Origin of the sequence: Agreia sp. Leaf244 (assembly GCF_001422695.1) — a bacterium.
In the GTDB taxonomy this organism is placed as follows: Bacteria; Actinomycetota; Actinomycetes; order Actinomycetales; family Microbacteriaceae; genus Agreia.
In genome coordinates, this window is the sequence record NZ_LMLX01000001.1 from 326,039 (window position 1) to 340,314 (window position 14,276).

Consider the following 14,276-nt stretch of genomic DNA (forward strand, 5'->3'; position numbering starts at 1 on the left):
CGCCAAGCGCACGAGATATCTCGAAAGAAGAAAGGACAAACAGTGAGCGAGGAACTGAAGAACGGCGACCTGCCGGCGGCTGTCCACGGGTTCGTGGATGGATGGCAGGCAGGCGAAGCCGACACGGTCGAGGCTCTGTTCGCGGAGAACGCGGTGGCTGCAGACCAAGGAGAGACCTTCCGTGGCCGGGAGGAGATCCGCAGGTGGATCGACGAGTCGATCCACCTCTTCACCACCACCCTGTCATTCCTCGGAGCACGGGAGGTCGACGGAATGGTCGGAGCGTCGTATCGACTCGAGGGAGACTTCCCCGGCGGAGTCGCGGAGCTGGAGTACCAGTTCCACCTCAACGATGAGGGGAAGATCGTCCAGCTCGATTTCGCCCCCTCAGCCGTGTAGCCGATCCGCACCACGAAGAAGAGGCTGCCTCCACGTGGAGGCAGCCTCTTCTTGTTTCGCACGAGAACGCAGCGACGTCTCGTCAGACGGTCCGGACTGTTCCGCCGTCGATCACGACCTCGGCGCCGACGATCGCCGACGCCCGGTCGGAGACCAGGAATCCGACCAGGTCGGCGATCTCCTCCGTCTCGGCGAATCTGCCCAGGGGCACGCCGCCGAGCGAGTCCATGACGCGCTGCGCCGCCGCCGCGCGGGTGATCCCGTTGGCCTCGGCGATCCGGTCGTAGAACACCTCGGTGCCCTCCGTCCTGATGCCGCCGGGGCTGATCGCGTTGACCCGCACACCCTTCGGAGCGAGCTCGGTGGCCAACCCCTTGCTGTAGGTGCGGAGCGCACCCTTCGCGGCCGCATAGGGAAGACTCGACTCCCACTGGGGCATCTGGCGCTGGATCGAGGTGAAATGCAAGACGACCCCTGCCCCTTTGGCGAGCATGCCGGGAATCAGTGCGTGGTCGAGGCGCACGGCTCCCAGGAAGTTGAGCTGGAGTTCTGTCATCCACTGCTCTTCGGGAACGGCTTCGAAACCGCCCGCCGGCGTCGATGACCCTCCGACCACATGAACGACGATATCGACGCCGCCCGCCTTGTCCATCTCAGCAGCGACGAGATCGGTGCCCTCCTTCGTGGAGGTGTCAGCGGCGATGAATCGGTCGGCGTGCTCGTAGCCGTCAGGCATCGACCGCGCCGAGACGTAGACGTCTGCGCCGAGTTCACGCAGTCTCTCGACGACCGCTGATCCGGCGCCCTTCGTTCCCCCGGTAACCAACGTGACGCGACCGTCCAGACGATCGCGATCCTTGCTCGACATATGTGTTCTCCCATCGCTCGATGATGTCTTCAGGACCCGACGTGTCGTCGTGTCGAAGATACTGTCCTCAAGGACAATATCATCGATACTGTCCGCTAGGACATCAACAATCAGGATGTGGGTGGAAGAAGGCCTCGCTCGAGCATGCGAGTGGCTGAATCGATCGCGTCCTTGACGAACCTCTCCGTGAGGTCGGTGTACCGGCGGATGTCGGCGGGGGACCATCCCTCCAGCACCTCGGCAATCATGCGATCACCGAGCGCGTACACACCACGCGCCGCTTTCTCACCGGCTTCGGTCAGGCTGATCAGGGTCGCGCGGCCATCGGCCGGATCGGTTGTGCGCTTGACGAGTCCGTCACCCTCGAGCCGCCGCACGATCTTGCTGACGTGGGACGCCCCCGTGGCGAGCACTTCCGCGAGGGATGTCGGTCTCATCGGCCCCCACGCCAGCAGATGACGGAGTGCCGAGTGAGACTGCTGGTCGATGCTCTCGCCGCTCTTGGCGAGAATGTCGCCCTGGATAGCGGGAGAGTCCCACAGAAGGATCAGCGCACTCAGGTTCGCGAGCAGCTCCGACCTGTAAGGAAAGTCGCCCGGGTGAAGCGATCGTCGACCGCTCGGCTTCTCACTCTCGTCCACGTGGCAACTCTAACTACTTTGTCCGTATGGACATCACGTGGTGGGGCGCGTAGCGCCGAGCAGAGCCAGGGCGAGCACGGCCAGCCAGAGCAGCGCGACGGTCGTTGCGACGAACTCGAGGATGCCGCCGAGGTCGACCATGAAACGGGCCAGAGACAGGATGCCGCCGGTCCCGGCGACGACGGCGACCACGACGGCCGAGATCCACGAGAGTCGGGCCAGCCCCGGGTGGTCCTTCGCCGTCGCCACCTGGAGCATCGCGACGCAGGCCGCGGCGAATCCGAGCACCGCGATGCTCGTGTGGATGAGGTCCTGCCAGGTGAACGACGAACCGACGGGCAGGGGGCATCCGCTCGTGCAGGTCACCTGCGAGGCAACCGCGAACGAGACGCCGGCGACGACCAGAGACACCGAGGGAGTCCAGACCGCGAGCATGCGCAGCCGCGAGCGCAGGTGGCGTGCGGCGACGGCCACGACCACGGCGGCCGAGGCGATGAGAAGGAGGGCCCAGCGGAACGCCCACGCGGTGGGCTCGCCGTCGGCTCCGAGTTCGCTCACATAGACGAAACGGTTCGCGGCGATGCGCGCTCCCCATAACAGGACGAGCCCGATGAGAACAGCTGTGGCAGCGATCGGAAGGAGGATTCGGACTGTCACGATATGCGAATGGTACCGGGGGTGCCTTTTGTTTGCTTCCAAGGAACACCGTCGTAACACCGGTGAATCATTCGACCGATTGACTGGAGCCTGCGGGAAGCCCGAACGACCCTCACGCTCGATGGACTCAATATTCCCATCGAGAATCCCTCACGGGATGCCCAGAACCAGTCGATGAAAGGCCAGCAATGACGCCGCACGAGACCCATTCGATCACCCCGAGCCTCGTCAGCGCTCCCCCATCGAACACTCCCGCGACCATGACGGCGATCGTGTTCGACGTGCCGGGAGACCCGGGCGTTCTGCGCCTCGCAGAGGTGCCCACACCCATCCGGGCCGGCTCGGAGATTCTCGTTAAGGTGTCGGCCGCGGGAGTCAACCCGATCGACGCGAAGACACGGTCGGGCGCCGGCGTCGCGGCGGCCATCCCGCTCTACCCCGCCGTTCTCGGCCGCGATTTCTGCGGCATCGTCGTCGAGAGCCCGTACGACGGGCATCCGCTCAAGCCCGGCGACGAGGTGTACGGCGTCAGCGCCTCGCCGCGGGTGGCCGGCTCGTACGCGCAGTACGTCTCGGTGCCCAGCCTGCAGGTCGCGCGCAAGCCTCGTCGGCTCACCCCCGTCGAGGCGAGCGCGGTGCCGACCGCAGCGCTCACCGCATGGGGGCTGGTCGTCGATGTGGCCAAGGCGCATGAGGGGCAGCGCATGCTCATTCACGCCGGTGCCGGCGGAGTGGGCCACCTCGCCGTGCAGCTCGCCGCGTACTTCGGCGCCCGGGTGGTCGCCACGACTTCGGCCGCCAATGTGAGCTGGCTGCGCGAGCTCGGAGCGGAGGAGGTCATCGATTACACGACCACGCGCTTCGAAGACCGGGTGTCGGATGTCGACGTGGTGATCGACCTCGTCGGCAACGTTCGCGACGACACAGGAACCCGCTCGCTCGCCACGCTGCGCCCCGGGGGACTCATCATCTCGGTTCCCACGGGCAGCTGGCTCGGTTTCGCCGCGGAGGCCGAGGCGGCGGGAATGCGGTCGAGCGGCTACTCCGTGGCCCCCGACGCCGCCTGTCTCTCCATCATCTCCCGGCTCATCGATTCGGGCGATCTGCACGTGCACATCTCTGAGATCTACCCCCTGGAGGACGCTGCCGAGGCGCACGCGCTGCTCGAGCGCGGGCACACCCGCGGCAAGATCGTTCTCGAGATTCCCTAGCGCCGCATCCCATCGTGCGGCGTCACCGGCGCCGCGTACGCTGGGGCGGGTGACCACGTTTCCGCTGAGACTGACCTCGACCGACGACCGACTCACCGCCGCGATAGCGGCGATCCGTAACGACCTCGACCTGCCGCAGCAGTTTCCGCCCGCGGTCGAGCGCGAGGCCGAGCGCGTCGTCGCCGCGAATCCGCTTCCCACCGCCGACCTCACGGCGATACCGTTCGTCACCATCGACCCCGAGGGGTCGACCGACCTCGACCAGGCCGTGCAGATCGAACGACTCGGCCAGGGGTTCCTGGTTCGCTACGCGATCGCCGACGTGCCCGCGTTCGTCGAACCGCTCGCAGAGATCGATGCGGAGGCCCGACTCCGGGGCCAGACGTTCTACGGCCCCGACGGGCGCATTCCGCTTCATCCGACCGTCATCAGCGAGAACGCCGCGTCTTTGCTGCCGAACCTCGTGCGAGGCGCGTTCGTGTGGAGGTTCGAACTCGACGGCGACGGCGCCGTGCTCGACACCACCCTCTCCCGCGCGCGCATCCGGAGCGTTCGCCAGCTGTCGTACCTCGAGGCCCAGCGCGAGATCGACGCGGGCCCCATCGAGTCCGATCCGGTGCGGTCGACGCTGCTGCTGCTCGCCGAGCTCGGCCCTGCACGACGCGAGCTCGAGCGCCTGCGCGGGGGCGCGAGCCTGTCGAGACCGGAGCAGATCGTGCAATCGCACGACGGGCACTACACGCTCGAGCGTCGCTCGTCGTTGCCCGTCGAACAGTGGAACGCGCAGGTCTCGCTGCTCACCGGCATGGAGGCCGCGCGCATCATGCTCGACGGTCGTGTCGGCATCCTGCGAACGATGCCCGAACCCGAGCCCGACACCGTCGATCGCTTCCGACGCCGCACGGAGGCGCTGGGTCATCCGTGGCCCGTGAGCATGCCCTACGGCGATTACCTAGCGTCTCTCGACCCGAACGACCCTCTGCAGCTGGCCATCACGCACGCCGCGGGATCGCTGTTCCGGGGCGCCGGCTATACCGCCTTCGACGGAGAGCTGCCCGAGCAGGTGATGCAGGCCGCCGTCGCGGCGCCCTACGCTCACACCACGGCGCCGCTCCGACGCCTGGTCGACCGCTTCGTGCTTGTCGTCTGCGAGGCCCTGTGCGCCGCCAAGGCTCCGCCGCAATGGATCCGCGACGCCCTTCCCACCCTGCCCAAGATCATGGCCTCGTCCGACTCGCGTGCATCGCAGCTCGACAGCAGGTCGATCGGGGCGGTCGAGGCGGCCCTGCTGAGCGATCGAGTGGGCGAGGTCTTCGACGCCTCGGTGATCTCGGCAAGGGAATCCCGCGGAGTCGTTCAGGTGATCGACCCCGCCGTCGACGCTGAGTGCACCGGCGCCCTGACGCCCGGCCAGCGGGTTCGCGTGCGTCTCGTCGAGGCCGAGATCGCAACCGGTCGGGTCTTGTTCGAGCTCGTCGCCTGAGACAGATCGGGGCTCGCCCGGTCGGGCCTAGGCCCTGGTCGGCGCTAGCCCCGGGTCGGCGCTAGCCCCTGTCGGCCGGCCGGTCGGTCGGTCGCCGCGCACAGCACCGTGTCGAGCTTCGCCCCGAACGACAGGGTCATCAGCTCGGTCGCCGCCTCGTCGCCCTCGAAGTTATCGGGCAGACCGATGGCGAGGAGCGTGTTGATGAGCATGCCGTCGGCGAGGAAGCTGCGCACCTCGTCTGCCGGAAAGTGCGCCTCGTCGCGGAGCAGTCGATAGATCTCGAGGAAGCCCGCGCGTGCCCGCTCCCCGATGACCGGGTCGTGCCCCTGGATGAAGCCCTGCATCAGGGACATGAGGATTCCGCGGTCTTCGATCAGGTCGACATAGGCCTGACCGAGCCTCGCGCCGAGCTCGTTTGACGGGATCTCCCCCGTGCTGTGCTGCCGGAGGACCTCCCGGAACGCCACGGTGAGCTTGCCGAGGGCGCGCTCGATCACCTCGACGAAGAGCTTCTCCTTGGTGCCGAACATACGCACCACGTAGGGCTGGCTGATCCCGGCCGCCTGGGCGATCTGCTCCGTCGTCGTCCCCGCATAGCCGCGCCTGCCGAACACCTCGCTCGCGTGGCCGAGGATCAGTTCCCGGCGCTCGGCGGCGGGCATGCGTTCTCGGACCGGCTGTTCGACGGCGGCGTTGTTGGTCACGCTTGATATGGTATCAGGTGATAACTTAGCCTCTGGTTATTGATTGATTACTACCGAGAACCGTGTGGAGAGCTCATGTCCGTCGCCCGTCGCATTCCCGTCTGGCTCGCGCTCGTCGCCGCCTCGTTGCCCATGTTCATGGCCACCCTCGACAACCTCGTCGTCACGAGCGCCCTGCCCGTGATCCACGAGGACCTCGGCGCCGGTGTCACCGAGCTGCAGTGGATCACGAACGCCTACACCCTGAGCTTCGCCGCTCTTATGCTGCTCTTCGTCAGTCTCGGCGACCGCTTCGGCAGGCGACACTTCTTCGTCGGAGGAATCGTGCTCTTCACGCTCTCGAGCGCCGCCGCCGCGCTCAGCACCGAACCGTGGATGCTGGTGCTCGCCCGGGCCCTGCAGGGTGCGGGCTCCGCGGCCGTGATGCCCCTGTCGCTCACCCTCCTCGTCGGCAGCGTCTCGACCCGCATGCGGCCCTTGGCCATCGGTATCTGGGGCGGCATCTCCGGGCTCGGCGTGGCGCTTGGCCCACTGGTCGGCGGCGCGGTCGTCGAGGGCTGGAGCTGGCAGGCCATCTTCTGGCTGAACGTGCCGCTCGGCATCCTGTCGGTGCCCCTCGCCATCGCCGCCCTCCCGAACTCGTTCGGCGCCCGGGTGCGCTCCGACGTCATCGGCGTCATCCTCGCCGGCGTCGGCATCCTCGGCATCGTCTACGGAATCGTGCGCGGCAACGACGCCGGCTGGACGAGCGCCGAGGTACTCGTCGGCCTGCTCGGCGGCGCCATCCTGCTGGCGCTGTTCCTGGTGCGGGAGTCGCGTTTGTCGGCGCCTCTGCTGCCGCTGCGTCTCTTTCGGGACCGCAGCTTCTCGATCTCGAACGCGGTGGGCCTCACGTTCAGCTTCGGCGCCTTCGGCTCCGTGTTCATCCTCATCCAGTTCCTGCAGATCGTGCAGGGATATTCCCCCCTCGAGGCGGGCGTCCTCACCATGCCCTGGACCGTCGCGCCCATGGTCGTGGCCCCGCTCGCCGGGCTCGTCGCACCCCGCGTCGGCACGCGCATCCTGATCGTCGCCGGCCTCACGTCTCTGACGATCGGCATCGGCTGGCTCGCCGCCACAATGGCCCCGGATGCGACGTACCCGAGCATGCTTCCCGGGTTCATCTTCGCGGGGCTGGGCATGGGCCTGGTCTTCGCGCCCAGCTCCACCGCCGTGCTGGTGAACATGGCTCCCGACGACCACGCCAAGGCCTCCGGCACCAACTCGACGCTGCGCGAGATCGGCGTCGCCCTGGGCATCGCCGTGCTGACCGCCGTCTTCACCGGGGCGGGCGGCGAGCTCACGCCCACCGGGTACGTGGATGCCGCGGTGCCGGCCGTGTTCGTCGGCGCCGGCGCCCTGGCCCTCGCCGCCGTGATCGCGCTCTTCCTTCCGGCCGGACGGAGCCGCGGCATGCGCGACGTCGCCCCGCTCACCCCGGAGCCGGTGCTCGTCTCCGCCGCCCGCTGAGCGGCCCGCTCCCTGAGCCTGTCGAAAGGATCCGTTCCCTGAGCCCGTCGAAGGGGCGCCTACAGGGCGAGTTGCCTCACGAAGTCGTCTTCGTAGTTGTCGCCCACGAGAAAGTGCTTCGTGCCGACCCTCGCGAAGCCGTTCTTCTCGTAGAAGCGGTTGGCGCGGGCGTTCTCCTCGTTCACTCCGAGCCACACGCCGGCGGCCCCTCGTGCGCGCGCCGCCGACAGCGTCTCGCTCATGAGGGCGCCAGAGATGCCCTGGCCGTGGTGGCCCTGCATGACATAGAACTTGCTGAGCTCGATGGAGGGCCGCAGGCTGAGGGCTGCGACGACGTCGGGATCGCTCGGCTCGGCGAACACCAGCATCGTGTAGCCGACGACCTCGTCGTCGACCTCGGCGATCAGGATGTCGCGGGCCGGGTCCGCGAGGTAGGCCTCGAAGTTCGCATGGCTGAGGTGCGTCGAGATGAACGCCGCCTTGGCCTCGTCGGTGGTGTGCGGAGGACACGCGAGCGGGAAGGTGACGGCGGCGACCCGGGCGAGCGCCGCAGCATCGGATGCGGTCGCGCGCCTCACAGAAACAGACATCCCGCCACACTACTGCCCTCTGCCCACCGATCACGGGCGCCGTGTTGCCGGTTCGACGCACAGCTCGGAGCCGAGTTACCGAATGCGGCGACCCGAACTGTCACCTCAGTGCTGCACGCACCTGCCGACGCTCAGTTCGGCCTGTAGCGGAGCCTTCCTGCCCACCCCTGCCGGTCCAGTTCTCCCTGCACATCAGCGAGGAACTCGAAGACTCCAGGCGGTTCCATGTCGTCGGCAACCACACGAGGGGCGACCATCTCCTCTCCCGCGAGTTGCCTGAATCGCCTGATGTCGCGCATCCATTGCCTGCGGCTCGTGCGGTGATGGTCGCCGTCGTAGTCGAGGGTGATGCGGTAGTCCCGAATGCGCAGGTCGGGCTGCACGATGACACGGCCGCGCTCGTCGAGGATGGGTTCGTTGACGACGAGCTCCGGGCATCCGGCTCGAAGCAGCAGCAGACGAAGCTGCGTCTCCTTCGGTGAATCGACGCCTTCCCGTATTGCGCCCAGCGCTGCCGAGACGAGGCGACTGCCTCTGCGGTCGGCGGACTGTTCCGCGGCTGCGCGCAGCTCTTCGAGCGTCGCCAGGGGTCGATATCCCCGCCTGGTCTCCCGTGCGCGCACGAGATAATCCCCAACCACGACGGCCTCCTCCAAGGTCAGTGACGTGCTGGATAGCTCAAGCCACGCGCGCGCCGCGGTGCTGTGCGCGAACCCGGCGGATCGCATCCACTCAGTGCCTGTCAGAGTCGCACGATGGCCGATGACCTGGGCGCGCCGGGGTGCGCGATACGGCGCAGGCACCGTGACATGGATGCTCGGGGTACCGCCCGCGCCGACGGGAAATCCGTAGAGTCGTGCCGCCGAGTCGTGGCTGATGAAAGATCCGGGTGGAAGCACCTGCATCAGTGCCCGACAGCGCTGAATGAAGGTCGGCTCGGAACGAGACGCGACGTTGACGCCACGAACAGGCTGGCTGACATCGCGGGCACGCAGCCTCGACGCGCCGATTCCCCGCGCGAGCGCCTCGCGAGTGGTGAACGCGCGAGAGGCCAGGTCATTGGGCAGCGGCCCTGGGGTAGGCATGAGGCGAGGATGACAGTGCTCGACGTGGGTGCAGCAGCGCCCCCGTGCACCTGTGCACGGGCGGGGTTCCCGGTCGCCTGTGGCGGAGTCGATCGTGTGGGCGGTTCCGTTGCTTCGAATCGTCAACTCGTGGCCACCTGACGACCGCAACTGCCACCTCGGGGCGTGGATGCAGAAAGGGCCGCCCTCGCGATGCGAGGGCGGCCCTTTCTGAGGGAGCTGAGCCTAGATGGCGTTGACGTCGAGCGGGATGCCCGGGCCGAACGTCGTGGAGACCGTGCCCTTGTGGATGTAGCGACCCTTGGACGACGACGGCTTCAAGCGAACGACCTCTTCGAGGGCGGCCTTGATGTTGTCGGTGAGCTGGTCTTCAGAGAACGAGGCCTTGCCGGCGACGAAGTGCACGTTCGAGTGCTTGTCGACGCGGAACTCGATCTTTCCACCCTTGATCTCGTTGACGGCCTTGGCGACGTCGGGCGTCACGGTGCCGGTCTTCGGGTTGGGCATAAGACCGCGGGGGCCGAGCACCTTTCCGAGACGACCGACCTTGCCCATGAGCTCGGGGGTCGAGACGGCGGAGTCGAAGTTCGTGTAGCCGGCGGCCACCTTCTCGATGAGCTCGTCGCCACCGACCTCGTCGGCGCCGGCCGCGATGGCGGCCTCTGCTGCGGGGCCCGTCGCGAAGACGATGACGCGGGCGGTCTTACCGGTGCCGTGAGGAAGAATCACGGTGCCGCGGACCATCTGGTCTGCCTTGCGGGGGTCGACACCGAGCTTGAGGGCGACCTCAACGGTGCTGTCGAACTTGGCGGAGCCGGTGACCTTCGCGAGGGCGACTGCCTCGGTGGGCGTGTAGACCTTGCCCTCTTCGATCTTCTCTGCCGCGGCCTTGTAAGCCTTGGAATTCTTTGCCATTGTCGATTCTCCTGAATCTGAGAGTGTGGTTTACGTGAGCCTGGCTGGCTCTCCCACGCCGTGCTAGTTGTTGGTACCGCCTGAGTGAAGCGGTGAGGTGTTACGCCTCGACCGTGATGCCCATGGAGCGGGCGGTGCCGGCGATGATCTTCGACGCGGCGGCGATGTCGTTCGCGTTGAGGTCGGCCATCTTGGTCTCAGCGATCTCGCGGACCTGGGCCTGCGTGAGCTTCGCAACCTTGACGGTGTGCGGCGTACCCGAACCCTTGGCGACTCCGGCGGCCTTCTTGATGAGCTCGGCGGCCGGGGGCGTCTTCAGGATGAACGTGAACGAACGGTCTTCGTAGACGGTGATCTCGACGGGGATGACGTTTCCGCGCTGAGCCTCGGTGGCTGCGTTGTACTGCTTGCAGAACTCCATGATGTTGACGCCGTGCTGTCCGAGCGCCGGCCCGATGGGCGGTGCGGGGTTGGCGGCGCCGGCCTTGATCTGAAGCTTGATCAGACCAGTAACCTTCTTCTTCGGTGCCATGATTTCTCTTCCTTCTCTGTGTCGAGTCGGCCCTGATTGGCGAACTCTCCCGCCGTTCGGTGAACGCGGTTTGTGGTCGACCCCGTCAGCACGCCACTGGCGCGCCGGAATGAGCACAACCCCGCAAGCATACGCGATTCAACTCGTTAACGCCATCGAGCCCACCGAATCAACGGTGGGCTCGATGTGCTGAAGAGCTTTAGAGCTTGGTGACCTGGTCGAAGCTGAGCTCGACCGGAGTCTCGCGCTCGAACAGGGAGACGAGCACCGTGAGCTTGCCGCTCTCGGGCTTGATCTCGCTGATCGAACCGGGCAGGCCCGCGAACGAGCCTTCCTTGATGGTGATGGTCTCGCCGATCTCGAAGTCGACCTCGGCCGGGATCGAGCGGGAGACGGCCTTGCCGCCCTTGCCACCCGAAGCCTTGGCAACGGGAACCTCGGCGACGACGACGAGCGACTGGAGCATCGAGAACGCTTCTTCGAAACGCAGCGGCGTGGGGTTGTGCGAGTTGCCGACGAAGCCGGTGACGCCGGGCGTGTGGCGCACGACAGACCAGCTGTCTTCGTTGAGGAACATGCGCACCAGCACGTAGCCGGGAATGCGGACGCGGGTGACGAGCTTGCGCTGGCCGTTCTTGATCTCGACGACGTCTTCCATCGGAACCTCGACCTGGAAGACGAAGTCCTCCATGCCCATCGAGGTCTTGCGGCTCTCGATGTTCTGCTTCACGCGCTTCTCGAAGCCGGCGTAGGAGTGGATGACGTACCACTTGCCCGGAAGGGTGCGGAGCTCTTTGCGGAACGCCTCGTAGGGGTCGACCTCGGCGGGCTCGGCTTCGGCCTCGTCGGCCTCGTCGTCACCGGATGCGTCGGGCTGGCTGGCCGCGTCGATCACGTCTGCCTCGGCCTCGGCTTCGGCGACCGCAGTGGCGATGTCGTCTTCGTCGGCGTCGAGCACCGTGTCGGCGTCGGGGTCGTCGATCACATCGATGGCCGCGCGGGCCTCGTCGGCGTCGCTGATGTCGAGCGCGTCATCGACGATGGCGTCGGCCTCGGGGTCTGGATTCGCGTCGATCGCATCGAGGAGAGCGTCGAGGTCGGCGGGCGTCTCGCGCGCCGTGGTGCTCTCGGGCTTCTCTTCGCCTTCGACGATGTCGACGTCGTCGCGCTGTGTGTCTGCCACGTAAATCCGTTCCAATTCGTTTATTGATGCGCACTGCGCATGGGGCCGTCGGTCACCGCTCAGCGGAGCCCGGCCGTACGACCTGATGGAGGTCGTACCTGTTGTAAGGACTAAACCGGGTTGCCGAAGACGATCAGTGCAAGCCAGGCGAACACTGCGTCGAGACCCGACACCAGCGCCATCATGATGATGACGAAGACCAGAACGACTGCGGTGTAGCTCAGCAGCTCCTTGCGCGTCGGGGTGACGACCTTCTTGAGCTCTTGGAAGACCTGCTTGATGAAGAGCACGATACGGGCGAACGGGTTGCGGCGCGCAGCCCGTTCTTTCTTGGCGCTCTCGACGACGTCTTCACTCGGTTCGTCGATTACTTTGCGTGCCACGTAAGTAGTTACCCTTCACAATTCGGCCATCCGGCCCAATCGCATCCGTTCTCCCTCGCCGAACAGCGAGGGCTACCGGATTCGATCAGCAGGGCGGACAGGACTCGAACCTGCAACCTGCGGTTTTGGAGACCGCTGCTCTACCAATTGAGCCACCACCCTTCGGGCTGAAAAGCCCGGGAATCAATGCCCTCCAAACCTTGGTCTGCCCAAAAAGGGCACAAAAAAGCTTGGCAGACTTCAACTACCTCGACCAAGTGTAGGCGAGAGCAGAACGAGAGTAAAGCCAGCACACACGGCCCTCCCTGATAGCGGCATCGGGCCCCCGTTACTATGGGGTCATTCTTTTCCTCTACTTCAGGAGATCTCCGTGCGCAAGCTTCTCGTTACCGGTGGGGCCGGTTTCATCGGTTCCAATTTCGTGCACTACGTGCTCGAGAACACCGATGACCATGTGACCGTGCTCGACAAACTGACCTACGCCGGCAACCTCGCCTCGCTCGAGGGCCTCGATCCCGAGCGGTTCACGTTCGTCAAGGGCGACATCGCCGACGCGGCCCTCGTCGACGGGCTGGTGAAAGACGCCGACGTCGTGGTGCACTACGCGGCCGAGAGCCACAACGACAACTCCCTGCACGACCCGCGCCCCTTCCTCGACACGAACATCATCGGCACGTTCACCCTGATCGAGGCGGCCCGCACCCACGACGTGCGCTTCCACCACATCTCGACAGACGAGGTCTACGGCGACCTCGAACTCGACGACCCGGAGCGCTTCACCGAGCAGACCCCCTACAACCCGTCGAGCCCGTACTCCTCCACCAAGGCCGGCAGTGACCTGCTGGTACGCGCCTGGGTGCGCTCCTTCGGACTGCGCGCCACCATCTCGAACTGCTCGAACAACTACGGCCCGTACCAGCACGTCGAGAAGTTCATCCCCCGCCAGATCACGAACGTGCTCACCGGCGAGCGCCCCAAGCTCTACGGCGCGGGCGAGAACGTGCGCGACTGGATCCACGCGAACGACCACTCCTCGGCCGTTCTCACGATCATCGACAAGGGCGAGATCGGCGAGACCTATCTCATCGGTGCCGACGGCGAGAAGAACAACAAGCAGGTCGTCGAGCTGATCCTCGAGACCCTCGGCCAGCCGTCCGACGCCTACGACCACGTCATCGACCGCCCGGGCCACGACCTGCGCTACGCGATCGACTCCACCAAGCTGCGCACCCAGCTCGGCTGGACCCCGCAGTACTCCGACTTCGAGTCGGGCCTGGCCTCCACGGTGGCCTGGTACCGCGACAACGAGAACTGGTGGAAGCCGCAGAAGGCCGAGACCGAGGCGAAGTACCAGCTTCAGGGGCAGTAGCGTGACGACCGCCGCTCCGGCAGGAGCCGACGGAACGACGAACCTCACCGCGCGTGCCGTTCTGTTCGACATGGACGGCACGCTCGTCGACTCGACGGCCGTCGTCGAGCAGGTCTGGACCGCCTTCGCGGCCGAGCACGGCCTGGATGCGCAGGCGATCATCGCGACCGGCCACGGCGTGCGGGCGGAGGACACGATGCTCCGCCACGGACCCGCCGGGTTCGACGTCGCCCGGGGCGCCGACCGCCTCTTCGACCTCGAGCTGGCCGCGGTCGACGGGATCGTCGCGGTTCCCGGGGCCGCCGCGTTCGTCGAGAGCCTGCCCGCGGCATCCATCGCCCTCGTCACCTCTGCGAGGCGCGCGCTCGCGCTGCGCCGCCTCGAGCTGGCCGAGGTGCCGGCCCCCGGAGTGGTCGTCACCGCGGCCGACGTCGAGCACGGCAAACCCGCCCCCGACTGCTACGTGATGGCGGCGTCACTGCTGGGCGTCGACCCCGCCGACGCGATCGTCTTCGAGGATGCCGAGGCCGGGATCGCCGCGGGTCTCGCGGCGGGCATGCGCACCGTGGTCGTGGGCTCGCACGAGAGCGAGACCACCCGCGGGCTTCCGCGCATCCGCGACTATCGCGATGTCGTCGTGACCGTGCACGAGCCTCTCGCCGGAGACGCCGATCCCCGGCCGAGCTTCACCATCGCACTGCCCCTCTAGAATCGACGCGCCCGCTACTTTTGCGACCGGTGCAG

The 14,276-nt window shown here is 66.6% G+C and carries 16 protein-coding genes and 1 tRNA gene; 6 read left to right on the forward strand and 11 right to left on the reverse strand.

Annotated features, from left to right (window positions below; translation table 11 throughout):
• The first annotated feature begins 42 nt into the window (after positions 1 to 42).
• On the forward strand, positions 43 to 399 hold the full coding sequence (locus ASF06_RS01490; RefSeq protein ID WP_055942451.1) for a nuclear transport factor 2 family protein: 357 nt from the start codon (positions 43 to 45) through the stop codon (positions 397 to 399).
• Between the two features lie 82 nt (positions 400 to 481).
• On the opposite strand, the gene ASF06_RS01495 is transcribed toward ASF06_RS01490, so the two are convergent.
• The 3 genes from ASF06_RS01495 to ASF06_RS01505 all read right to left on the reverse strand — a co-directional run bounded on the left by ASF06_RS01495 (position 482) and on the right by ASF06_RS01505 (position 2,565).
• A complete protein-coding gene (locus tag ASF06_RS01495; RefSeq protein WP_055942454.1) occupies positions 482 to 1,267 on the reverse strand; it encodes an SDR family oxidoreductase in 786 nt (261 codons plus the stop codon).
• A 110-nt stretch (positions 1,268 to 1,377) separates the two neighbouring features.
• The gene (locus ASF06_RS19940) at positions 1,378 to 1,908 is read right to left on the reverse strand and encodes a MarR family winged helix-turn-helix transcriptional regulator (protein ID WP_055942457.1); all 531 of its coding nucleotides are present in this window, start codon (positions 1,906 to 1,908) and stop codon (positions 1,378 to 1,380) included.
• Positions 1,909 to 1,941: 33 nt separating this feature from the next.
• Positions 1,942 to 2,565: a DUF998 domain-containing protein gene (locus ASF06_RS01505; protein ID WP_235500858.1), complete on the reverse strand. Its 624-nt coding sequence runs from the start codon at positions 2,563 to 2,565 to the stop codon at positions 1,942 to 1,944.
• A 188-nt stretch (positions 2,566 to 2,753) separates the two neighbouring features.
• Between ASF06_RS01505 and ASF06_RS01510 the strand changes: the two genes are divergently transcribed.
• Together ASF06_RS01510 and ASF06_RS01515 are read left to right on the forward strand one after the other, a co-directional pair.
• Positions 2,754 to 3,776: an NADP-dependent oxidoreductase gene (locus tag ASF06_RS01510; RefSeq protein WP_055942462.1), complete on the forward strand. Its 1,023-nt coding sequence runs from the start codon at positions 2,754 to 2,756 to the stop codon at positions 3,774 to 3,776.
• A gap of 49 nt (positions 3,777 to 3,825) precedes the next feature.
• Complete coding sequence (locus ASF06_RS01515; RefSeq protein WP_055942465.1) at positions 3,826 to 5,259, forward strand: RNB domain-containing ribonuclease; 1,434 nt, start codon at positions 3,826 to 3,828, stop codon at positions 5,257 to 5,259.
• 44 nt (positions 5,260 to 5,303) lie between these two features.
• On the opposite strand, the gene ASF06_RS01520 is transcribed toward ASF06_RS01515, so the two are convergent.
• Positions 5,304 to 5,966 carry a TetR/AcrR family transcriptional regulator gene (locus ASF06_RS01520; protein ID WP_055942467.1) on the reverse strand — a complete coding sequence of 221 codons (663 nt, stop codon included), beginning with the start codon at positions 5,964 to 5,966 and terminating at the stop codon, positions 5,304 to 5,306.
• 75 nt (positions 5,967 to 6,041) lie between these two features.
• Between ASF06_RS01520 and ASF06_RS01525 the strand changes: the two genes are divergently transcribed.
• Positions 6,042 to 7,475 carry an MFS transporter gene (locus ASF06_RS01525; RefSeq protein ID WP_082500617.1) on the forward strand — a complete coding sequence of 478 codons (1,434 nt, stop codon included), beginning with the start codon at positions 6,042 to 6,044 and terminating at the stop codon, positions 7,473 to 7,475.
• Positions 7,476 to 7,534: 59 nt separating this feature from the next.
• Here ASF06_RS01525 and ASF06_RS01530 read toward each other — a convergent pair whose 3' ends face one another.
• From ASF06_RS01530 to ASF06_RS01560, 7 genes are all read right to left on the reverse strand, one after another.
• Positions 7,535 to 8,065 carry a GNAT family N-acetyltransferase gene (locus tag ASF06_RS01530; RefSeq protein ID WP_055942473.1) on the reverse strand — a complete coding sequence of 177 codons (531 nt, stop codon included), beginning with the start codon at positions 8,063 to 8,065 and terminating at the stop codon, positions 7,535 to 7,537.
• 131 nt (positions 8,066 to 8,196) lie between these two features.
• Positions 8,197 to 9,150: a hypothetical protein gene (locus tag ASF06_RS01535; protein ID WP_055942475.1), complete on the reverse strand. Its 954-nt coding sequence runs from the start codon at positions 9,148 to 9,150 to the stop codon at positions 8,197 to 8,199.
• A gap of 225 nt (positions 9,151 to 9,375) precedes the next feature.
• A complete protein-coding gene (gene rplA / locus ASF06_RS01540; protein ID WP_055924235.1) occupies positions 9,376 to 10,065 on the reverse strand; it encodes a 50S ribosomal protein L1 in 690 nt (229 codons plus the stop codon).
• A gap of 100 nt (positions 10,066 to 10,165) precedes the next feature.
• Positions 10,166 to 10,597 (reverse strand): 50S ribosomal protein L11, encoded by a 432-nt coding sequence (gene rplK / locus ASF06_RS01545; protein WP_055776148.1) that lies wholly within the window; start codon positions 10,595 to 10,597, stop codon positions 10,166 to 10,168.
• 199 nt (positions 10,598 to 10,796) lie between these two features.
• The gene (gene nusG, locus ASF06_RS01550) at positions 10,797 to 11,780 is read right to left on the reverse strand and encodes a transcription termination/antitermination protein NusG (protein ID WP_442853918.1); all 984 of its coding nucleotides are present in this window, start codon (positions 11,778 to 11,780) and stop codon (positions 10,797 to 10,799) included.
• A 110-nt stretch (positions 11,781 to 11,890) separates the two neighbouring features.
• On the reverse strand, positions 11,891 to 12,163 hold the full coding sequence (gene secE, locus ASF06_RS01555; RefSeq protein WP_055924239.1) for a preprotein translocase subunit SecE: 273 nt from the start codon (positions 12,161 to 12,163) through the stop codon (positions 11,891 to 11,893).
• Positions 12,164 to 12,252: 89 nt separating this feature from the next.
• Positions 12,253 to 12,325 (reverse strand) — tRNA-Trp (locus tag ASF06_RS01560).
• A 208-nt stretch (positions 12,326 to 12,533) separates the two neighbouring features.
• On the opposite strand from ASF06_RS01560, the gene rfbB reads away from it, so the two are divergent.
• Positions 12,534 to 13,532, forward strand: a complete 999-nt coding sequence (gene rfbB, locus ASF06_RS01565; protein ID WP_055942478.1) for a dTDP-glucose 4,6-dehydratase — start codon at positions 12,534 to 12,536, stop codon at positions 13,530 to 13,532.
• Between the two features lies 1 nt (position 13,533).
• A complete protein-coding gene (locus ASF06_RS01570; protein ID WP_055942480.1) occupies positions 13,534 to 14,241 on the forward strand; it encodes an HAD-IA family hydrolase in 708 nt (235 codons plus the stop codon).
• Positions 14,242 to 14,276: the final 35 nt, after the last annotated feature.